Below are 20,408 nucleotides of genomic sequence, written 5' to 3' on the forward strand. Positions count from 1 at the left end.
CTTAATATTCTTCCGTTGTTTCCGGAGTTGAGCTGTTATCTGTTTTACCAATATTCATAATGCGTTGCAACAGGGTGCCTTCATCTTTTTGCTCTGCAAAACTAAAATAGGCAAATGCAATAGCGATGTATGGATAAACGTATAAAAACTGTAGTATGTGAGATATTATAACTGATGAATACAAATAAACATGCATACCATTTGCCTTAGTTAAAAATGTTGCAGTAAACACTACAATCCCAATTGGTATACCTACAGCCATAGTAGCAGCCATAATAATGATGAAACTTACAAAGGCGATTCCGAAAGTAAACCACCAATTATTTTTAATCAGCTGGAAACATCGGTTAAATGCATTGCTAAGAGTTGAGTTTTCAATAATTATAACCGGTATTAATAATGAAAATGCAATAGCCAGGTATATACCCGGAATTATGCAAAACACAGTGCCGATAATAACACCTAAAGTTAAAACAATGTAGCTGCCAAACACCCTAAAGAAATAGTACTTTACGAAGTTCCATACTTCAGATACAGTTGGTATTTCCTTATCTTTCTCTTTGTATAGGCTGATGTAAGAATATACAGTTAGAATTGTTATAATAAAGCTTACATACTCAAACAATAACGATAAAAAATAGGTAAATGTGAACATAGATTCACCTAACTCTGCTCGTTGCAAAGTGTTAATCTCGTTTAGCACGGCTATCACCAAACTTGCTATCCAAAAAAAACCACAGATGTATAAATATGATTTAAATAAAGGCTTCCAGTTTTGTTTAAAAAACAAAATACTGTCGTCAATTATTTCTCCAAAACCGCGTAATTTACTCAGTTCAACTTTTTCCTGCATTTGGGTTAGTATTTTTTAACTTTTTTGTTAATTGTATAGGGTATATGATCGCATACCAAATTATAAACAGTAATGATGCTGTTAAAATCAGTATGCTTAACCATATTGGCATTTCGGTATGGCGGGTTACAAAACTTTCAAATATTGCAGCCACAACGATTATGGGTAACACACCTATGGTTATCTTAAGCCCGTCTAAAGCTCCTTTTTTAAAGGATAATATCCGTTTATAGGTTTTGGGGAATAAAATACTGTTACCGAAAACGAGTCCGGCACCTCCTGCTATAATTAGTGACGAGATTTCCAGCGTGCCGTGTATAAAAATTACCAATACAGATTGTATCCCTAAACCATGGCTTACAAAAAGATATTCGAACGAGCCGAGCATAATACCATTTTGAAATAACATAACCAATGTTCCTAATGATACCAGTATGCCGGAAATATAATTAAGTACTGTTACATATAGGTTATTTGATACAATCATCAAAAACATCTCCGAAGAGTTTCCATCCTTATAAACGCCAAAAGGATCATGTTTAGCGATGTTGGCATTGGTCATATTTACATAATCATCGCCCAGTATTAGCCTCACAAAGTTTTTATCGTATTTGGCAGATATCCACCCAATAAAAAAGAACACCATAAAAAATAGAAAAGAATATAATAATTGCCTGTGATATTGCCTGAATAGTAGTGGCAATTCATGCTTCCAGAATTTAAACACCCGATTTCCGTGTTCTTTTTTGTTTTTATAGATAGATTGATGAAAGCCCGCGGCAAGGTTATTTAAATAACTGGTAGTTCTGGACTTTGGATAAAAGGTTTTTGAATAAGCGAGATCGTCAGTTATATTCACGAAGCGTTCGGCAATCTCATCCGGATCGCTTGCTGGCTTTGTTTCATATACTTTCCACTTATCAGCATTCTGCTTTATAAATAGCGATTCACGCATAAAAGTCCAGGTTGATTTTTTTTTGTTAAAATAACAACAAATATTTAAACGCTGTATATAAAATATCCAATCCTCAAATATATATTTGTTTACATGCAAACCATAAAAATCACAACCTCACAAAATATTGATATTGATTACGTATTAGCCGACCTCGGTACGCGTATTGTTGCCCGTTTAGTTGATTACGGGGTTTTTATGGGCTTATATTTAATTATATTTATAATACTTGGGGTTTTTGCCGGATTAGATAATTATTATTCAGGTACAGGTTTATTTATCGGCATTTTTGTAATTGCAGGTATATGGCTTTTGTTATACCTATTTTATGATTTGGTGTGCGAAATTTTCATGAATGGACAAAGCCTAGGAAAACGGGCCATGAAAATAAAAGTGATAAGCCTAAATGGGGTAAGGCCAACAGTTGGGCAATATTTGTTACGTTGGTTTTTTAGAATTGTTGATTTCGGGTTGACATTGGGAAGCGGCGCTTTGATCTGTGTGATTTTATCCGACAAAAAACAACGTATTGGCGATATGGTTGCAGGTACTACTGTTGTAAGTTTAAAAGCCAATGTTACAGAGCTTGTTTTTGGCGAACCACCGGCAGACTACGAACCTGTATATAATGAGGTAACCTTATTAACTGATAAAGATGTTGTTTTGATACATGATGTTATCCGCAACTTTAACCATACGCGAAACAGCAGCCTGGTATATAAATTAGCGGTTCAGTTAAAAAACTATCTTAAGGTGAATTATCCGGGAGATATAAATGAATACCAGTTTTTGGAAATAGTTTTGAACGATTATAACAGTCTTATAGCTAAAACTGTAGCATAAACCGATGACCGGTCATTTTTAAAACATAAGAGCCTGTAATTATCAATGCTGTAAAAACAAGCAATCCTCTTTTTAAAGATTCCTTTTTGGTAAAATTGAGTCGCATGTCAGCAATAAAAAATAATGTTGTAAAAATTAGTGGAATAGTTGCCGGGTAATAATATAAACTTTTGCTAAGATTGCCTTGCATAAGTTCGATAACAGAACGCTGGAATCCGCAACCCGGACAATCAATGCCGGTAAGTGCTTTGAAAGGACATGTTAATAAATGATTTTGCAGCCACACAACAATATTCATGTAGCTGCAAAATATCATATTTAATAGCATAAATTTAGTTTACTCCAAAAGGCTTTTCGTAGTCACCTGCGCCAAAAACTATTGGTGTACCACCCGGGCCTAAATAAGTATAATTACCGAAACCCAATATCGGCAAAAATATAAAGCCCAAAAACATTAGTCCTAAAGTAAAACCTACGCCCTGGCCAAAGCTTTTACTTAACAGGTTGTTTATCCATATCCAACCAATAATAAGGAAGATTAAGTTTGCGCATGGTATTAACACTAATAACAGCCACCACCAGGGTTTGCCCACTACCTCGAGCAATACGATAGCATTATAAATTGGAATAATTGCCGCCCAGCCTGGTTTACCGGCCTTTTCAAAAACCCTCCACATGCCAATAATGGCAATTATCGAATAAACTCCATAGAAACCCCATACTGCCGGCGATGGGTGATAGCCGTAATAGTAGCTTGTTGAATTGAACATTGTGATTTGTGTTTTAAGATTGTTAATGCAAATTATAAATTTAATTTGAAAATCCTAATAAATCTCAATTACAATTATTTACAAACAAAAAAGTCATTATCTCTAATAGCTCTTCTTTTTTATTATAATGCGACTTTTACTTCCCAAACGGCGGCCTGCCTGTTAACTGGTGATATACCGGCAGATCTTCGCGAGGTTGAGCCGGTACATGGAAACGGGTACAGTAGTAAACCTGCAAATGCAGCTCATCGCGACCGCCACGTACAATAATGATATCCGGCAATTGTTTTACGCTATCAAAAAATGGCGCTACATCATTTTTAACACTTGCCGGGTTGCCCTGGTCGATAACAATGGCATCTTCGCCCAAAAGTTTTTTAGGATTGATCAAAAACGCGATATTCCTTGGATCATCATTAAAACAAACAATATCTTTTTGGCCTTTTAGTACCCAATCCACTTTACCATTCAGCCACCAGCGGGTGGTACCGGCAAATATTTTATGATTATTTAACCAGCCTTCTTTCTCAAATCTCGGTAATATGGCATCATCATCAACACCTTGTATGGTTGGGTCAATTTCTTTGGCTTTTGCTTCAGGGGTTTTGTCAGCAAGGCTTACAAAATATTTAGGGCCATACCATTGCCAAAACCCGGTAACCTCGTGCAGGCAAAGTACGCCAATGGTAATAACGGTAAAGCAAGCTGAAAATATAAGCCAGCGGCGGGTTCCGCGTGCCCTGTTCGGATCTGATAAATGTTGATCGATGGAGTAGCCCAGCGGCATAAACAACATCATATAGCCGGGTGCCTGCCAATGAAAATGGTATTGCAGATCGGACCATAAAGTCACTATCGTAAAAAACACCAGTGGTAAAACCGACGTCCAAAACAAGAAGCTATAGGTTTGTGATTGGATACGTGATTTATATGATTTAATGAGCTGACCGATCAACGGAAACCAAAACCATGGTAATAGCCACAAACATTGGCCGCCAATGCTGCGTAGCAACCAAATCGGGTGTAAACCACCGCTTGAGCCCGCCCGCGATCCCTGGAAAACGAAGGATACCCAATTGTTATGTGCATTCCACCACAAAATAGGCCAGGCAAATATAAGCGCGATAATCATAGCGATATACGGACCGGGATGCTTTAACCAATGGCGCTGATTTTTGTTAACGCTTACAAATATCAATACCCCTAAGAACAAAAATATGGTATGATATTTACTTAGAATAGCCAAACCCATGCAGATACCAATGATGATCCACAATGAATATGCTTTGCCTGAATGCAACTTTGTACGTCCTTGGTTACTGATGGATAATACCTCTACAAAAAAGTAAGTACTTAATAGCCAAAAGAACATCAAAGGCGCATCCGGTTGAAACCAAACCGCGATGGGTATGGTAAATACCGCGCTTAAATTCATCACCAAAACAGCCCAAAAACCTGCTGATGCATTGAAAAGTTTTTTAGTAACCAGGAATAGTAACCAGCTTGTGCCCGCAAAAAGCAATACTGCCGGGAAACGGATACCTAAATTGGTCAATCCTAAAACTTTAAGACTTATACCACTCAACCAAAAAAATAATGGCGGCTGGTCAAAATAACTCAGGTCAAGATGCAACGCGCCACGGAAATAGTAAGCTTCGCCGATGCCCAGGCCGGTATATGCAGCAACAAAAAGGCGGATAACAAAGGTTACTATGATTAAAATGGCTGTATAAAGAGTGGCGTTGGCTTGCGTTATTTTCTTCATTTACTAAAAAATAAAACCCCGGAATATTGGGTCGAAAAGTTTTTCAAAATTATATATAATATTCAGGTTTTATGAAATAGGAGGAAAATTATCGGTTTTATAAGAAAACCAATACAAACTTGCCTGTTCAACAGTCACACTTGAACAAAACAATTAATTAAGTGTTACGCATAATTAACAATCTACTAAAAGCACACAAGCGTTGACATATGAATTGTTAAAAGTTGTAAGTTTTTACTTTATTAACATTAATGGGCATCCTTAAAGTAATCTTTAGGTTGGGGTTCTATTTTCTTTCGAAATATGTTCTTATGAGTTGTGTCAATCCTGCCCTTATCGTCAACAGGGAAACCTATTTCAAAACCTTTTTCAAAAGGATCAATATTTCCATATATCTTTCTGTTTTCTGCACGGGTTATATCACTGTCTAATCTAATACCATTAGGTGTAAATTTATAGTAAATTTTAGGTTCAAATGAAGTATATCTTTTTCCGTTTTGATCAAATTCTTCACCATAGAACCAATTTCCCGCACGAACTAATAAACCATTAAATATTTTCGGTGTGCTATCAAATGTTGGAACGGTATCTATTTTAATAATCTTATTTTCTCTAATTCTAAAAAGTATCAATTGATCCTTAAATGGGCGATTATTATACTCAATTAATAATTCAAAATAACCAGCATTTAATTTGTTTATTATAGGGTAAGGTTTTTCATAGAACTCATATTCTTCTCCAGTATCAGTTAATAGTTTAATATTATTACGCCAAATTTCTATATGCCTAAAAGTATTAAAATCGCCTAAATTAAACGCTGAATCAGCTTTTATATAAAAACCATAGTTTAATTTTAATATGTTAGAAGAATTCTTGTTTTGAGTTTTAGGTGATGTATGATTATTAGCAATTTTATTGGATTTACTTTCTATTTTACTGCGTCTATTATCGAATTTGTTTTGATTGCAGCTACAAAAAATTGAACAAATTAAAAAAATCCAAATTAGTGATTTCATAATAATGATTAGATTTTTGATAAATCTAATCAATTAGAATTTATTTATTCAACCACAAACTCCTTATTCAATACCAGATCTTCCGATGATCTGCCGATCATCACCTTGAATTTGCCCGGTTCAACCGTCCAGTTCATGTTCTTATCCAAAATAGCCAGGTCATCCGGATGCAGCGTAAAATGCACGGTCCTCTTTTCACCCGGAGTAAGATTTACGCGCGCAAATCCGCGCAGGTCATAATCATAAACTGTTACATCGCTTAATTCCTGTTTCAGGTAAAGTTCAACTACATCATCACCCTTGCGTGTACCGGTATTGGTTACATCAACTGTAACTTCCACATCGGCCTGCCCTTTTTCACTTTCAGGCGATACCTGCAAATTACTGTAATCAAACGTAGTATAGCTTAAACCATATCCAAACGGATACAATGGTCCATCTACACTGGTATGCCCCCAGCCGTTTTTACCGCTTTGTGGGGCTTGCGAGCTTGGTTTAAACGGAAAATTCATTTCAATTTGCCCGGTGGTTTTTGGGAAAGTGATAGAAAGTTTACCCCCCGGGTTATTATCGCCAAACAAAGTCTCGGCAATCACTTTACCGCTTTGCGGGGAAGGGAACCAAGCCTCCAAAATAGCAGGCACATATTTATTTTCCCAGTTGATAGTAAGTGGTTGGCCGTTTATCATCACCATAACTACCGGTTTGCCGGTTGCCTGTAAAGCCTGTACCAGTTTCAACTGCCTGCCGGGAAGATTTAATCCGGTGCGTGATAAACTTTCGCCAACCTGATCAACACCCTCGCCTACGGCAACAATTACAATGTCAGATTTTTTAGCTTCTTCAACGGCAGCGTTTATGTCATCCTGTTCTTTATCTGTAAGTGGTGTTTCAATGATCTCGCTTTCAGGCCAGGTTGCATCTACAATATCACAGCCTTTGGCGTAGGTTACTGTTGCACTATTACTCACATAATTCTTAATCCCGTCATAAACATTGGTTACCGGGTTGTGTGATGGCCCGTACCTGCTGATGGCATAGCTGGTTTCCATGGCCAACGGCCCGGCGACTAAAATATGCTTGTATTTGTTTTTATCTAAAGGCAACAGGTTACCCTCATTTTTCAATAACACCATACTCTCTCGGTTAATCTTCATGCTCATGCTGTCAGCTTCAGCATTATGAACTAATTTATCTGCTGCTTTCGGGTCTTTTACATATGGGTTGTCGAACAATCCCAACTCGAATTTCACCCGAAGTACATCTGCCACACGCGAATCAAGGGTTTTCATTGAAACCTTCCCTTCTTTGATCAATTCTCTCAAAGGCATAACATAGGTTTGAGGCATAGTAAAGTTGGTACGTACGTTCAGCCCTGCTTCAATAGCCATCCTCACAGCATCCTGCGGACTGCTGGCTACATGGTGCTTGCTGTATAAAAATTCAACCGCTTCACTGTCTGATACCACATAACCTGTAAAACCAAATTTTTGCCGTAATAATTCTGTTAAAAAGAAATAGCTTCCGGTTATCGGTTCGCCGTTCCAATCGTTATAGCTGCTCATCACCCCCATGGCATGTGCTTCCTGTATAACCCTGCGGAAAGGGTATAGATATAACTCGTACATTTCCCGTGGCGCAACATGCGGGTCGGTCCTGTCGGCGCCATCGCGGCCACCTTTGGGCACGCTGTAAACCGCGAAGTGTTTTAAGGTGGATGCGGCACCTTCTTCCTGTACACCCAGGCACATTTGTTTTCCTAATTCTGCTATCAGGTACGGATCCTCACCATAAGTTTCAACAGTACGTCCCCAGCGCTGATCGCGTGCAGGATCTAAGATCGGCGTATAAACATTGGTATAACCTAAGGCACGTGCTTCGCGACCAACAACGTCACCTGCAAGTCTTACTAACGGTTTGTCCCATGTGGAACCTATGCCGATAGGCGCAGGCAAAGGTGTCGCACGATCGTGATTCAGGCCGTGAATCCCTTCATTGGTAAAATCAACAGGGATCCCCATGCGGGTTTGCTCCACAAACCATTTTTGTATAATGTTAATAGCTGCTGCGTGTTTGCTGAAAGGAAAACTATATTGCGTTGGTGCCATATCGGTTTTAGAGGCCAAATTGTTTAGCTCTTCATCAATATTGGCTACACCATCTTTCCAAGTTTCGTTTTTCCAGGATTCAGCAGGCATTTCTTCCTTTAAAACCCTTTTATAACCATACAAGGTGGCTAACTGGCAGGTTTTTTCCTCAACTGTCATTTGACTTAATAAGTCGGCAACGCGTTTATCAATTGGTTGAGACGGATCTTCAAACACGTCCATTTTCCCGTTTTTGTTAAAATCTACCCATCCTTTATGGTAAATAGTTTTTTGGGCAAATGACAATTGTGCCAACGAGCTTAGCACTATAAGCGACAACATTTTTTTCATAAAATAATTGGTTAACATAGAAGATGGCCAAAGTTAAACTACGTGGTGATATTTGCATTCGTTTTACAGGATTAGCTATGTTATTTATTACTACAACGTTGTAGTTGATTTTTCGTAAAAATGAATAGATAATTTTTTTTTTAACATATACATATACAAAGTCATTATTTGTAGCTTACATTGGTATTATGCTTATAGTGAATAAGTTAAAATGTAAAATTCAACTTTATAGATGCCGACTATAAGGATACGTTGTTTAAACAATGTGTTAATTATTTACACCAACCTTCACCTCATTATTTTACCCTTCGCAAAAACAAATGCTCAAAGACTTTTTGAGCCTGGTTTTTACAACAGATAAATTACAGTATAAAGAATTCTATTACAGCAATAGATTTTACCAATTACGTTGTATAGTAACACAGCCTGGGCAAGTATTATGTATTATTACCAATCTTTTATCAATAGTGGTTTTATGACCGGCCATATCTTTTCAGCAATAACTTTATAGCCTTCGGCAGATGGGTGTAATCCATCGCGTATGTTTAAATGAATTTCCCCGGCAACACCATCCAAATAAAATGGAACGAAAGCCATCTGATGAGCATCAGCCAATCTCTTAAATATAGAATTGAAATTATCAACCGGCAAACCGGGAATCAGCGCAGGGATCTGCATACCCATTAATGCCAGTTTAATATTTGGATACTTCACCTTTACCTTATTAACGATTGCATTCAGGTTTTGGTAGATCTTAGCCGGGGATATATGCCTGCGAATATCATTTATGCCTAACTCTAAAATAAAAATATCTAAAGGCTTGTTCAACCAGTAATCTAATCTTGTTAATCCCCCGCCTGAAGTGTCGCCACTTAACCCACCGTTGATTACATGATAATCGTAGCCTTCGGCATTTAACTTTTGTTGTATCAGTGCCGGGCAAGCTTCTTTATGTGCATCTGCCAAACCATAACCGGCTGTAAGGCTATCTCCAAAAAACAGGATGTTTCTCATAACATCCAAATAACATAAGCGTACTATTTGTTTATTCCATTTTCATAAAAAATTAATGTAAAATTATCATCATAATTAAGAAATTATAAAAAATCGATGTTATTTTTGTGATGGTTAAAAAACATTAGATAAAATTTATCGTTTAATACCTACCAATTAAATATTTTCATGTCTAAAAACATCTTGATAGTCGATGATAGCAGTGATACACTCGACTTACTGAAAGAAGCATTGGAGCAAGAGGGCTATGATGTTACTGCATTGCCATATACCGAAAATATTATCGCCAGTATTTCGCAGTATCAACCTGATTTGGTAATGCTTGATTTCCTGCTTGCGGGTATAAACGGCGGCGAACTTTGCCATCAGCTTAAAACAAATCCTATTTCATCACACATCCCTGTGATCATGCTTTCGGGCTACCCGCGTGTGCTGGAGTCATTGGGAAATTACGGTGCAGATCAATTTATTGCTAAGCCATTTGATCTTAACCATTTATACGCGAGTGTAAAGCATTGGATTGAAGAAAGCGCGATGCACGCTTAGCTATTATCATTACTCTTTGTCATTCTTCGCTATGCTCAGAATGACAAAGAGTAATTTTTATCCTGAAAATCACCTGACAAATCTCTCCATTGTCTGTTGTTACTTTGGTAAAACATCATAACAATACCTATTATGGAATACAGACAATTAGGAGCATCTGGCTTAAACATACCTGTGCTAAGCTTCGGGACGGCCACTTTTGGCGGCGCTAACGAATTTTTTAAAGCCTGGGGCGATACCCAGCTTGATGAAGCAAAAAAATTGGTACAACTATGCCTTGATGCCGGTGTAAACTTTTTTGATACTGCCAATGTATATTCCCGCGGTACTTCTGAAGAAATTTTAGGCAAGGCAATAGAAGGCATTTCACGTGATAAGCTGCTGATATCAACAAAAGCAACCTTTAAAATGGGCGACGGTCCAAATGATTACGGCTCCTCACGTTTACACCTGATCAAATCATGCGAGGATAGTCTTAAACGCCTGCAAACCGATTATATTGATATTTACCATATGCACGGCTTCGATGGCAATACACCTGTTGAAGAAACATTACATGCTTTGGAAGATTTGATCACGAGCGGTAAAGTGCGCTACATTGCCTGTTCCAACTTTTCTGGCTGGCATTTAATGAAATCATTATCGGTATCTGAGCGTTATGGCTGGGCTAAATACATCGCCCACCAGGCATATTATTCATTGTTAGACCGGGAATTTGAATGGGAACTGATGCCATTAGGTATCAACCAAAATGTAAGTACCATAGTTTGGAGCCCGCTATCATCAAGCAGGCTAAGCGGTAAATATCGCCGTGACAAACCTATTCCAGAAGATTCGCGCATTAGCAAAGGCGGCGCGCATGGACCCGCAACTAATTTTGAGCGCCTTTATACTATTGTTGATGCTTTGGATGAAGTAGCAGAAGAGGTTGGTAAATCAGTAGCACAAGTAGCTTTAAACTGGCTTTTACAACGCCCTACTGTTGCCAACCTGGTTATAGGTGCCCGCAACGAGGAGCAGCTTAAACAAAACCTTGCAGCTGTTGGATGGAACTTAACCACCGACCAGGTTAAAAAACTGGATGCCGCCAGTGACATAGATCCGATATATCCATATTGGCACCAAAGGCAAAACACTACCTTAAATCCGCTGCCGAAGTTTTATTAAAAAAAGAGCCTTGTGAAAATCCACAAGGCTCTTTTTTTAGGCCACTTTTTTCGCCGTTTTTACAAATGCCTTTAGAAGGTTGGTAGTTATATGCCGGTTTTTATTAGCCAAAAAATCTGTGTTTGAAGGATCTAGGTAACCATTCAATTCCGTAAGATCTCCTGCATTTATTGATTTAAATCCCATTGCCCATTCGGGGAAATTCCTATGGTCAATATTACCACTTGCAATAATGGCTATTCCTTTATGCCGCTGATCGTTACTTATCCTGGTAAACACATTTTTAACATCCTGTTCCTCGCCTTCTAACAACTGGATAAAATTTCCTTCACTATATAATAGCAAGCCGGTTACATTGTCGCGTGGATTATTTTGATTGCTTACAGCCAGTATTTCAGTTAGTTCTTCTTCATTAAACCAATTAACTCCTGCGCTTAAATAAATTATGTAATACATTTTATTGTCAGCTTGTAAATATTATTCTTTATACTTTTGAGTGAAACTTTTACTTAGCAGCAGTGACATTGCTATAGCGCCAACAAAAAATATAATTTTGCCAATTTGATCATTTTCAGTTCTTATCCTGCTGTGTACCAACAATAAATAACCAACTACAATATTAAAAGCGGCCCATAATACATTAATGTAAGCCGGTGATAATCCTTTGCCGGGTGGCTTTGCAAAAGGGGTTGGAAATTTATCACCCGAAATACCATGTATAAAGTGAGGTACACTATTGGCTAAAAATGCACCAGCAAAAAATGCTGCTAAGTAATTATACCATTCCATATTATGTAAAATAGAGTTTAATTAATTTTTGTTTTTAATTAATTAAAAGTGCAAAAAAAATCTTACTAATTAACACAAAGGCGTTCAAATTAGTAAGATTTTTCAGGTAGGTTATTGGATAGCGACTGTCTGCGGGGACAAGTTCCAGCCACTTATACTTACCAATGGCATGTTTGGATATTGTGCGTTATCATAATCAATAACCACCGTTTTTTCTGTTCCCGGTAAAACCGATACATAGTTGTCGCTATAAAAAACAGGTAGTAAACGTTTATTGCTTTGGGCGTCAACCAATGACAAGCGATTAAAAAATGCCACCGCTGCATTAGCCGGATTAGTTAAAGTAATCGCGATCCTTCCAGCGGAGATTTGTTTAGCCGAAGTTTGAACCTGTGATGCGGGTAATTTCTGTATACCGCTATACTCCCCTTTATCATCCGCTAACCAGTAAATATTTTGGCTGATGGTTTTCTTGTCCTTATCTAAAAGTTCAAGATCGATAAACCCGCCACCATTTTTAGCAAGCGCATCCATATTTTCTTTGATGCTGAAGAACCTACGGGTAGTTGCAGGATTAACGTCTGAAAAAACCTGGCTTATCAATTCTTCTTTACCGCTTATGGTATAGCTTTTTACAACCAGCATCATATTAGTTTGCGCTTTAAAGGTATTGTTGGCAATCATCACCATCCCATCGGTCGGGTTGCACATCACATGTAAAGGTTCACTGCCATGGTGTAATCCATAAAGGCAGGCATTGGGGTCGAGGTAATAATCATACATCTGCCCACGCAGCGCCGTCCAGGGGTTTTGTGTTTTCCAGATAATCACGCCTGTATACCAATCCCACATGTGCGAGCTAAAGCCCTCCATTAAAGCGCGATACTGGTCATAATTTACCAGCTGTGCTTTTTCAGCAAAATCTTCTAAATTTTTAGCCTTGCCGTATTTGGTGATCGGTGCGTCATAGCCAATATATTTATGGTATTCCCATACCGAATCAGTTTTAGTCTTTCCTGTTGCTTCATCATATTCAGGGGCTTTCATATTGGTAGCAGGCATAAACCTTTTAAATGACTCGATATCATTTATCCCAACAGAACCTACCTCAGAGTTGAACGGAAATGTACGATGATCCCAGAAAACCGACAAGGGCTGTATCCCGTAAGGCCCGTCACCATTATCACCCAAAACATTGCGCGACATATCCTCGGAGTTAGAATAATCCACAAACCAGCGCGTATTATCAAGCTTCGGCATAATGGTATCGCGCAGTGCAAGTAAAATATCCTCTGGTGGGGTTATCTCGTTACCACCACACCATATCGCCAGTGATGGATAATTACGGATCATCTTTATTTGGTCAACTATCGATTTAACGTACAATTGATGATCATCGGGGTATTGACGGCGCGTCCATTGGTCATCCTTTTTCATCGGGTCCTGCCACCTACCATTACAATCACCCGATCCCCACATATCCTGGAAAACCAACATCCCATATTTATCGCAGGCAGCGTAAAACTCCGGCCTTTCAACCAAAGCGCCGCCCCAAACCCTTATCAGGTTCAGGTTCATATCATGGTGGAGACGCACCTCCGCATCATAACGCTTATCGCTAAAGCGCAGCATCTCGTCAGATACGATCCAGTCGCCACCCTTGATAAATATTTTTTGCCCGTTAACGTTTATTTGGCGACTCTCTGTTTTTTCGTTACGCTCGCTTGTTATTTGCCTTACGCCTATTTCAATATCATGTTTATCTGATACTTTATTAGCAGCAATAAATTCCAGTTTCAGATCATATAAATTCTGCGGACCATAACCGTTAGGCCACCAAAGTTTAGGATTTTTCAAGCTAAAATCACTCAGTTGAACTTGCTGTACCGAGTTAGGCTTCAAAGTAACTTGTTTAGTTACGGTTTGCCCATCAATAATATATTGCAACTTACCATTTACAGGTAAAGCAGTTGGGTTTTCTAATTGTGCTGATACCTGGATAATTGCGGGTTGTTGCGGACCGTCTGACTGACGCACGCCCGGAACTAAAGTAATCACATGTGGGTCTGTAATTCTTACTGCGCCGGTTTTTGTAATAGTAACCTTATCCCAAATACCGGTGTTACGGTCCTTTATAGGTTGTATCCAATCCCATCCCGCGGTGTATTGTATGCCAACACCGCGGGCAATTGTTCCGTCACCACCCTGGCCTCCGTTAGGATTACCAACAACATCCGGTGGATAAACGATTACTGCAAGGCGGTTATTACCATCCTTAGCCAACCATTTGCCAATGTTGTAGGTCGCCCTTAAAAACATACCCGAATGCAGTGTTGAATTTAACTGATGCCCGTTCAAATACACATTATAACTGTAATTTACCCCACGCAGATTTAAGTAAACCTGGTTATTGCCTTGTGGGGATAATTCTTTAAAATCCTTTACGAACCAATAGGTATAATAATCGCGGCCTATCCTATAAATATCAGGGATCTGCTCATTATTCATCCCAATGAATGGATCGGGAACTTGTTTGTTGTTAAGCTGTGTAGTTAAAACCGTACCTGGCACTGTCGCATTTTCCCATCCGCTTAAAGTGAAATCTTTTTTTGATAGTTGGCTGCCACTAATTGTTACCGCAGAAGCTTTTTGACACTTCCAACCGGAATTCAACTCATATTGTTCTTGTGCCGGTGCTTTGCTTTGAAGCATTAGTATTAACGCGGATGATAGCAGGGTGCAGGTAATGTATTTTTTAAAAAGCATAAGAATAACGGTGTTTTTTGGTTGAATGACGGAAATTAGAAAAAATAAAGCATCTACAAAAATCGTTTTAGCTAACCTATCTATATTTTTACTAAAATAAATCATTCCGTCTTATAAAATGTTAATTTCTATCAATAGCTTTATACCATGAAACGAATATTATTACTTACTTCGGTTGCCCTGTTATTTGCCTTTACCGCATCGGCACAGAAAATGATTGCTGTTAAGGAAGTTGCCCAGCATATTAATGAAAATGTTACCGTTTGCGGTAAGGTTTTCGGCACAAAATTGCTTGACGGGCCAAACATAACTTTTTTAGATATGGGCGCCGCGCATCCAAACCAATTACTAACTGTAGTGATTAAAAGCGAAGACCGCAGCAAATTTACCGGCAAACCGGAAGATGACTATAAAGACAAAAACGTTTGCGTAACAGGTACCATTATTGAATTTAAAGGCAAACCGGAAATTGTATTATCCGACCCGGCAAATATTAAACTGGATACCAACGCTAAATAGAAAAAAAATTTGCTTTAAATATTAGCAGGATTAAACGCACCCTGCCCATGTTTTTCAAACAACAGATCAAGTACGGCCTGGGTTGTATCCGGGTAATCAACCGGAATCACCCTGCCGTTATTTATCCAATCTAAAATAATATCGTTGTGTTTAGGCTTAAGGCTTTTTACAACCGGCACACCCATTTGCTTTAAAGCAGCTGCATTTAACTGTTGCTCATACTGGGTTTTCATTGGGATAACCAATAGCTTTTTCTTCATAAATAAAGCTTCTGCAGGTGTTTCAAAACCGCCGCCACAAAGTACAGCGGCGCTTTCAGCCATACTTTTAATAAATTTTTCGTTATCAATTGGCTGAACAGAAACATTTTTATGTTTGAATGTCTTTTTATTATGCTTGCTGAAAACATCCCATTTTACATCCTTAAATTCCGATAAGTATTTTACCAGCCTTTTATCATCATAAGCAGGCAGGTAAACCGTATAGTGCCCTTTGTTTTCGATCGTTTGATCGCGGACCTGCTGGCGGATAACAGGGGTAAAAATATTGGTATCGAACCGTGAAAAGTGAAAGCCGAATTGTGCTGATACCGGTGCATAGTTTTTGAGGATAAGCCTGCCCATCACATCAGTATCTTCAGGCTTGGGAGCATGCTCTGACAATACGGCAGCCTGGTGGCTTAAACCTATGCAAGGTTTGTTTTTCATATAACACGCCCAGGCTGATACCGGTTCAAAATCATTTATGATCAGGTCGTAATCTTCAATTGGCAGGGTATTTATTTCATTGATGAATTTGCGAAAACGGGACTTCAGGAACGAAGCCCAAATATCGACCCCTCCTTTTTTGCCAAATACAAAACCAAAGCCATGCAATACGTATTTAACCTGGAATGGTAACGACAGGTCGCCTTGTGTGCCACTAACAAGCACGTCAACATCACCCATTTTTTTAAGCAGGGGAACAATGTCCATTGAGCGGCTTAAGTGCCCATTACCAGTACCTTGTATAGCGTAGAGTATCCTCATATATTTGGTTAGTATAAAAAGCGGAGAGTAATAATTGATATAAAAAAATAAAGAGAGTATGAACTCTCCTTATCTTAACTAATAACTGATCTTATTTGGGAATAAAGAACGAGCTTGTAATAATATCGCCTAAATAATATGCCGCAAAAGTGCGATTAACATATTACCGTGATGTTAAGTTTTTATTATGAAAGGACGATGATAATATTAACCTACCAGCTATTTCTCCTTAGTGAAAGGATCTGATGTCCAGGCATTTTTGCGCTCGTCACAACTGTCAGAGATATCTTTTATAAATAACTTATCGCCTTGTAAGGAGAATTTAAGTGTGAAAGGCCCTAATTCACACGGGCTTTTTCCGTCGACTTTATTTACAGTTATCAGGCTGTCTTTTACTTTATACGTCATGCTTTCAACAGGCGATTCTTCAATATTAATGTACAGAGAGTCCTTTTTAAAAGAGAGTTCAACTTGTTGCTCGCTGGGTACCATCATAGTACCTGTCCATTTTGTATTGGCAAACTGAGCTTTGGAAATTAAAGAACCTGATATGAGTACCAGGGAAATAAGGAATGTTTTCATAAAGGTTTTTTATTAAAGATAGTTAATCCATTTTTCAAGAGCAACATATATACCAAAATTAATCAATTTACTTTCTCTACAAATACCGGAGTCTCGCTTACTTTAATCTTTAAATTATGATCAGTAGCAGTTGCTGTACTTTGTTCCATGCTAATACCTGATGGGTCGGGATGGTAAACAATGGCTTTTGTTGCGTTACCCAAATTCAATGCACAAATGCTCGTTTTGCCTTGCTCATCAGGAACGGTAAGTACGTATATGGTTTTACTACCATTTCGATAAACATCAACAATGGGGAAATTACTAATTGTACCCTTATAAGTATAGCTACCAAGCAAGTGCTTAGCCTGATAAATGTAATTGGCAGCCGGCCTTCGAGTCAATGGTATTTTATCAGCCAGGCCACTAGATGCATATTGCGTCGGATTAGCACTGTTATCATCAAATAGCTCATAATAAAAAACTTTGTTAATGCCGTGCCGTGCGTATAAAAGTGAGGTGCGCAATGTCCAGTCTGCTTGTGTTTGTAAAGCTGTTTTGTTGCCGATAGCTATAGCCTTTTGCGGACTCCCCTGGTTAACATCATAACCTGCCTCGGTTACCCAAACCGGCAGGTGATAACGTTTGCCTAATGCCACAAAGACCTCAGCAATTTGCCCTGCCTGTGATAATTCCGGCGCTACTCCTTCGGTACTCATATCTGTTGAACCGGGCCGGGCGTTATTGGCGTAATAATGATAGTTGATCACATCAAAGCAAAGGTTCACACTACCATCAGCCTTATAGCCGCGGTGCACACGGCACCAATCGATCATTGCTTGCACATAATTAGGATCAGGTTTGGCAAGGCCTGCCATTACTACTTTAATTGAAGGATCAGCGGTTTTAACTCCTACTCCTTTTCCGAGCCTGCCTTTGTCCCCATCATAAAATGCGGATAGGTTGGCGGCATATTCTTCGGCTGTTTGATGGGCCTTGTCGCCTTTCCACCATTTATCCCGTTCGTTATCACATTCAATATATTTGATATAGCCGAGGCCAATTTTAGGAATATTGATCGGGTCATTTGTCCAGCGTGGTTTATTATCAACTGTTACCAATGCCGGATTTATATTTTTATTAATGCCGTATCTTGCTGCAAATTGAAAGCCAGCCCTCGCCTGCTCAATATATGACGCGGGGTCATCCCGTTTTGCACCAAATGGCATTGGTATGTTTTCTCCATCGCGCAAGTTTAGCGGATAGGTTTCCAGCAACCAATCCGGGCAGCCCTTAATACAAGCCAGCACATCAATATTTTCCTGTTTGCAACGCTGGTAGATCACATCCAGGTTCCAACCGCCGTTATTCGTTGGGTTGAATGTGAAGCTGCCGCGTTTGGGCTCTATCTTTTGCCAGTCGAGGTAATGCCTGAAACCAGCGAAGGATTTGATGATCTCCATCTTGGGCTCATAAATCTTGCTTTGATCGTTAGGATTTTTAGGATCCTGCAAAAAATCCCATTCAAATGCATTGATGCCAAGCATATTATTAAAAGTGCTGGTATTTTTTTGCTGGGCGTTGGTTTTTAATCCAAACGTTAACAGCAACAGGAAGATGGCAAGTTTTTGCATAACGGATTTTTTTACTCCAACGAACTCAATTTTAAATAACCCAAGTGCAATTCATCTTCAACCAAATTATCGGCTGCAGCAACCTCAATCCGGTATTTAGCTTTTTGCGAAGCCGGTAGAATATCCTCTATCTGGTATAGATCATCAACATCTATTCCGTACTTATCATCAATATGCGAGGTTGCGCCCGCAAAATGATTTTGCTGGTAAAACAGGGTGTTTTTAGCTTCGGCTGTTGCCTGTGCTTTGTTATCCTTAATAGTAAGCACTACATAATGCTGCTCTTCAAACTTATAGGGCTGGTAGCCGCCAAGGTTAATGAAGAACAGCTTTTTTGTTTCTGCAGATGTAACGGGATCTTCTTTAGCAACGATATTTATTTTATAGCCTTCAACCGAGATTACCTCGCGCCAGGCATCAATGTGAATGCGTTCCGGCTCGGGCCAAAAGGTTTTAATATCAGGAACAATTTGGGTTAATGATTCACCAATGGCAAAGAAAATATCGTGTTGTTCAATGTGCCTGCCCGGCGGCACGCATCCCAGCATCAGCATAAAAAGTTTCAGTTCCATGCTACTAAAATACCATCACTAAACCTAATATTGCTATTTTTAAAAAACTTTTAACGGCTTAATGTCTACCACCGATCCAATTCCATCACCCAACAAACCCAAACAGCTCGACTGGATAAACCACTTGCGCATACTGGCTATGTTTTTGGTGATGATATTGCACACTACATCGCCCATGCTGATGGCCTACGGCAAGGTGCCTGACAGCTATTGGTTAATAGCCGACTTTTATAACGCCCTATCTCGTTTTGGTGTGCCGGTTTTTGTAATGATAACGGGAGCATTGCTTTTAAGCCGCGATTACGAGCTGGGTGATTTTCTGAAAAGGAGATTGTGGCGAATTATCCCGCCGTTCCTGTTTTGGAGCCTGGTTTACGTGGCTTACGCCTGGTTTGATGAAGATATTGCTTTTACCAGCGATGGTTGGATGAATGTGAAGATAGTGCTTCACCAGTTAAAGTTCGGGGCATCCTATCACCTTTGGTATGTCTACATGCTGATCGGTTTGTATTTCATTATCCCGATACTCAGCAAATTCGTTCGTAATGCTACCGAAACGCAATTGCTCTATTTCCTAATATTATGGTTGGGCGTGATGATCATTAACCAGCCCTATATGTCGCGCTATAACCCGCAGATAGATTTCCACTACATTACCGGCTACATCGGATATTTAGTTTTGGGTTATTACCTTTCAATTAAGCAATTCCCGGCTTGGCTTAACGCTAAACGGTTCGGGGGTTTATTTGTTCTGAGCCTGGCCATTATCATAGTAGGCACATACTTTGCCTGTTTAAATTCTAAAGGTTTAAGTACTTTATTTTATGAGCCGATAAGCCCGTTGATTGTTCTCTTGTCAGGCAGTATATTCATGGTATTCAGGTTAAGTACGGTCAGGTTATCATCCAAAATCAAAAAACTCATGAGTTTCGCCGGAACTTATACTTACGGGATCTACTTAAGTCATGCTTTTATATTAAACATTATCGGCGACCCTGATTATCACTTGAATATTGATTATAAATTATGCACGCCATTGATCAGCATACCATTTACCGCACTCATCTGCTATATATTGTCATTCTTATTAGTTTGGATTTTAAGTAAAGTACCCTTTGGCAGGTGGGTAGCGATGTAACGTTTAGCCGGGTATAAACAAATACTATTGAAAT

Annotated in this window: 20 protein-coding genes; 5 read left to right on the forward strand and 15 right to left on the reverse strand. The window is 39.0% G+C overall.

Translation table 11 applies throughout. The features are described 5' to 3' along the window. Window position 1: 1 nt before the first annotated feature. Together ACYZ0U_RS15630 and ACYZ0U_RS15635 are read right to left on the reverse strand one after the other, a co-directional pair. Window positions 2-853, reverse strand: a complete 852-nt coding sequence (locus ACYZ0U_RS15630) for a hypothetical protein (RefSeq protein ID WP_461453475.1) — start codon at window positions 851-853, stop codon at window positions 2-4. After that, window positions 837-1,808 carry a stage II sporulation protein M gene (locus tag ACYZ0U_RS15635; protein WP_461453476.1) on the reverse strand — a complete coding sequence of 324 codons (972 nt, stop codon included), beginning with the start codon at window positions 1,806-1,808 and terminating at the stop codon, window positions 837-839. The genes ACYZ0U_RS15630 and ACYZ0U_RS15635 overlap by 17 nt, the downstream gene beginning before the upstream one ends. Before the next feature lie 93 nt (window positions 1,809-1,901). On the opposite strand from ACYZ0U_RS15635, the gene ACYZ0U_RS15640 reads away from it, so the two are divergent. Then, window positions 1,902-2,651: an RDD family protein gene (locus ACYZ0U_RS15640; RefSeq protein ID WP_461453477.1), complete on the forward strand. Its 750-nt coding sequence runs from the start codon at window positions 1,902-1,904 to the stop codon at window positions 2,649-2,651. On the opposite strand, the gene ACYZ0U_RS15645 is transcribed toward ACYZ0U_RS15640, so the two are convergent. From ACYZ0U_RS15645 to ACYZ0U_RS15670, 6 genes are all read right to left on the reverse strand, one after another. After that, window positions 2,635-2,949: a DUF2752 domain-containing protein gene (locus ACYZ0U_RS15645; protein ID WP_461453478.1), complete on the reverse strand. Its 315-nt coding sequence runs from the start codon at window positions 2,947-2,949 to the stop codon at window positions 2,635-2,637. The genes ACYZ0U_RS15640 and ACYZ0U_RS15645 overlap by 17 nt on opposite strands. Window positions 2,950-2,983: 34 nt before the next feature. Then, window positions 2,984-3,421: a DUF5684 domain-containing protein gene (locus tag ACYZ0U_RS15650; protein ID WP_461453479.1), complete on the reverse strand. Its 438-nt coding sequence runs from the start codon at window positions 3,419-3,421 to the stop codon at window positions 2,984-2,986. Between the two features lie 136 nt (window positions 3,422-3,557). Next, a complete protein-coding gene (locus ACYZ0U_RS15655) occupies window positions 3,558-5,186 on the reverse strand; it encodes an ArnT family glycosyltransferase (RefSeq protein WP_461453480.1) in 1,629 nt (542 codons plus the stop codon). Window positions 5,187-5,434: 248 nt separating this feature from the next. Then, window positions 5,435-6,202 carry a hypothetical protein gene (locus tag ACYZ0U_RS15660; RefSeq protein WP_461453481.1) on the reverse strand — a complete coding sequence of 256 codons (768 nt, stop codon included), beginning with the start codon at window positions 6,200-6,202 and terminating at the stop codon, window positions 5,435-5,437. Window positions 6,203-6,246: 44 nt separating this feature from the next. Continuing rightward, window positions 6,247-8,640 (reverse strand): glycoside hydrolase family 3 N-terminal domain-containing protein, encoded by a 2,394-nt coding sequence (locus ACYZ0U_RS15665; protein WP_461453482.1) that lies wholly within the window; start codon window positions 8,638-8,640, stop codon window positions 6,247-6,249. A gap of 447 nt (window positions 8,641-9,087) precedes the next feature. Continuing rightward, window positions 9,088-9,654, reverse strand: a complete 567-nt coding sequence (locus tag ACYZ0U_RS15670; protein WP_461453483.1) for an arylesterase — start codon at window positions 9,652-9,654, stop codon at window positions 9,088-9,090. Between the two features lie 168 nt (window positions 9,655-9,822). Here ACYZ0U_RS15670 and ACYZ0U_RS15675 point away from each other — a divergent pair, with 168 nt between their 5' ends. Both ACYZ0U_RS15675 and ACYZ0U_RS15680 read left to right on the forward strand, forming a co-directional pair. Beyond that, window positions 9,823-10,200 carry a response regulator gene (locus tag ACYZ0U_RS15675; protein ID WP_461453484.1) on the forward strand — a complete coding sequence of 126 codons (378 nt, stop codon included), beginning with the start codon at window positions 9,823-9,825 and terminating at the stop codon, window positions 10,198-10,200. A 132-nt stretch (window positions 10,201-10,332) separates the two neighbouring features. Further along, complete coding sequence (locus ACYZ0U_RS15680) at window positions 10,333-11,367, forward strand: aldo/keto reductase (RefSeq protein WP_461453485.1); 1,035 nt, start codon at window positions 10,333-10,335, stop codon at window positions 11,365-11,367. A 36-nt stretch (window positions 11,368-11,403) separates the two neighbouring features. Here ACYZ0U_RS15680 and ACYZ0U_RS15685 read toward each other — a convergent pair whose 3' ends face one another. The 3 genes from ACYZ0U_RS15685 to ACYZ0U_RS15695 all read right to left on the reverse strand — a co-directional run bounded on the left by ACYZ0U_RS15685 (window position 11,404) and on the right by ACYZ0U_RS15695 (window position 14,922). Beyond that, window positions 11,404-11,823, reverse strand: a complete 420-nt coding sequence (locus tag ACYZ0U_RS15685; RefSeq protein WP_461453486.1) for a BLUF domain-containing protein — start codon at window positions 11,821-11,823, stop codon at window positions 11,404-11,406. A 21-nt stretch (window positions 11,824-11,844) separates the two neighbouring features. Then, entirely contained in the window at window positions 11,845-12,156 is a 312-nt protein-coding gene (locus tag ACYZ0U_RS15690) for a hypothetical protein (protein WP_461453487.1), read from the reverse strand. A 111-nt stretch (window positions 12,157-12,267) separates the two neighbouring features. Beyond that, window positions 12,268-14,922 carry a glycoside hydrolase family 2 protein gene (locus ACYZ0U_RS15695; RefSeq protein ID WP_461453488.1) on the reverse strand — a complete coding sequence of 885 codons (2,655 nt, stop codon included), beginning with the start codon at window positions 14,920-14,922 and terminating at the stop codon, window positions 12,268-12,270. A gap of 147 nt (window positions 14,923-15,069) precedes the next feature. Between ACYZ0U_RS15695 and ACYZ0U_RS15700 the strand changes: the two genes are divergently transcribed. Beyond that, the gene (locus ACYZ0U_RS15700; protein ID WP_461453489.1) at window positions 15,070-15,441 is read left to right on the forward strand and encodes a hypothetical protein; all 372 of its coding nucleotides are present in this window, start codon (window positions 15,070-15,072) and stop codon (window positions 15,439-15,441) included. 14 nt (window positions 15,442-15,455) lie between these two features. Here ACYZ0U_RS15700 and ACYZ0U_RS15705 read toward each other — a convergent pair whose 3' ends face one another. From ACYZ0U_RS15705 to ACYZ0U_RS15720, 4 genes are all read right to left on the reverse strand, one after another. Continuing rightward, a complete protein-coding gene (locus tag ACYZ0U_RS15705) occupies window positions 15,456-16,469 on the reverse strand; it encodes a glycosyltransferase family protein (RefSeq protein WP_461453490.1) in 1,014 nt (337 codons plus the stop codon). A gap of 219 nt (window positions 16,470-16,688) precedes the next feature. Beyond that, entirely contained in the window at window positions 16,689-17,051 is a 363-nt protein-coding gene (locus ACYZ0U_RS15710; RefSeq protein ID WP_461453491.1) for a hypothetical protein, read from the reverse strand. 62 nt (window positions 17,052-17,113) lie between these two features. Beyond that, the gene (locus ACYZ0U_RS15715; protein WP_461453492.1) at window positions 17,114-18,664 is read right to left on the reverse strand and encodes a hypothetical protein; all 1,551 of its coding nucleotides are present in this window, start codon (window positions 18,662-18,664) and stop codon (window positions 17,114-17,116) included. A gap of 11 nt (window positions 18,665-18,675) precedes the next feature. Then, a complete protein-coding gene (locus tag ACYZ0U_RS15720) occupies window positions 18,676-19,236 on the reverse strand; it encodes a DUF1543 domain-containing protein (protein WP_461453493.1) in 561 nt (186 codons plus the stop codon). A gap of 61 nt (window positions 19,237-19,297) precedes the next feature. On the opposite strand from ACYZ0U_RS15720, the gene ACYZ0U_RS15725 reads away from it, so the two are divergent. Next, window positions 19,298-20,374, forward strand: coding sequence for an acyltransferase (locus tag ACYZ0U_RS15725; RefSeq protein ID WP_461453494.1), 1,077 nt, complete (start codon window positions 19,298-19,300; stop codon window positions 20,372-20,374). Window positions 20,375-20,408: the final 34 nt, after the last annotated feature.

The organism is Mucilaginibacter sp. (genome assembly GCF_965225845.1).
In the GTDB taxonomy this organism is placed as follows: Bacteria; Bacteroidota; Bacteroidia; order Sphingobacteriales; family Sphingobacteriaceae; genus Mucilaginibacter.

Coding starts and splice junctions, on each gene's coding strand:
- ACYZ0U_RS15725 (WP_461453494.1), top strand. CDS start 19,298: ATGTCTACCACCGATCCAATTCCATCACCCAACAAACCCAAACAGCTC.
- ACYZ0U_RS15665 (WP_461453482.1), bottom strand. CDS start 8,640: ATGAAAAAAATGTTGTCGCTTATAGTGCTAAGCTCGTTGGCACAATTG.
- ACYZ0U_RS15680 (WP_461453485.1), top strand. CDS start 10,333: ATGGAATACAGACAATTAGGAGCATCTGGCTTAAACATACCTGTGCTA.
- ACYZ0U_RS15670 (WP_461453483.1), bottom strand. CDS start 9,654: ATGAGAAACATCCTGTTTTTTGGAGATAGCCTTACAGCCGGTTATGGT.
- ACYZ0U_RS15660 (WP_461453481.1), bottom strand. CDS start 6,202: ATGAAATCACTAATTTGGATTTTTTTAATTTGTTCAATTTTTTGTAGC.
- ACYZ0U_RS15685 (WP_461453486.1), bottom strand. CDS start 11,823: ATGTATTACATAATTTATTTAAGCGCAGGAGTTAATTGGTTTAATGAA.
- ACYZ0U_RS15705 (WP_461453490.1), bottom strand. CDS start 16,469: ATGAGGATACTCTACGCTATACAAGGTACTGGTAATGGGCACTTAAGC.
- ACYZ0U_RS15715 (WP_461453492.1), bottom strand. CDS start 18,664: ATGCAAAAACTTGCCATCTTCCTGTTGCTGTTAACGTTTGGATTAAAA.
- ACYZ0U_RS15675 (WP_461453484.1), top strand. CDS start 9,823: ATGTCTAAAAACATCTTGATAGTCGATGATAGCAGTGATACACTCGAC.
- ACYZ0U_RS15650 (WP_461453479.1), bottom strand. CDS start 3,421: ATGTTCAATTCAACAAGCTACTATTACGGCTATCACCCATCGCCGGCA.
- ACYZ0U_RS15720 (WP_461453493.1), bottom strand. CDS start 19,236: ATGGAACTGAAACTTTTTATGCTGATGCTGGGATGCGTGCCGCCGGGC.
- ACYZ0U_RS15645 (WP_461453478.1), bottom strand. CDS start 2,949: ATGAATATTGTTGTGTGGCTGCAAAATCATTTATTAACATGTCCTTTC.
- ACYZ0U_RS15655 (WP_461453480.1), bottom strand. CDS start 5,186: ATGAAGAAAATAACGCAAGCCAACGCCACTCTTTATACAGCCATTTTA.
- ACYZ0U_RS15640 (WP_461453477.1), top strand. CDS start 1,902: ATGCAAACCATAAAAATCACAACCTCACAAAATATTGATATTGATTAC.
- ACYZ0U_RS15710 (WP_461453491.1), bottom strand. CDS start 17,051: ATGAAAACATTCCTTATTTCCCTGGTACTCATATCAGGTTCTTTAATT.
- ACYZ0U_RS15635 (WP_461453476.1), bottom strand. CDS start 1,808: ATGCGTGAATCGCTATTTATAAAGCAGAATGCTGATAAGTGGAAAGTA.
- ACYZ0U_RS15690 (WP_461453487.1), bottom strand. CDS start 12,156: ATGGAATGGTATAATTACTTAGCAGCATTTTTTGCTGGTGCATTTTTA.
- ACYZ0U_RS15700 (WP_461453489.1), top strand. CDS start 15,070: ATGAAACGAATATTATTACTTACTTCGGTTGCCCTGTTATTTGCCTTT.
- ACYZ0U_RS15630 (WP_461453475.1), bottom strand. CDS start 853: ATGCAGGAAAAAGTTGAACTGAGTAAATTACGCGGTTTTGGAGAAATA.
- ACYZ0U_RS15695 (WP_461453488.1), bottom strand. CDS start 14,922: ATGCTTTTTAAAAAATACATTACCTGCACCCTGCTATCATCCGCGTTA.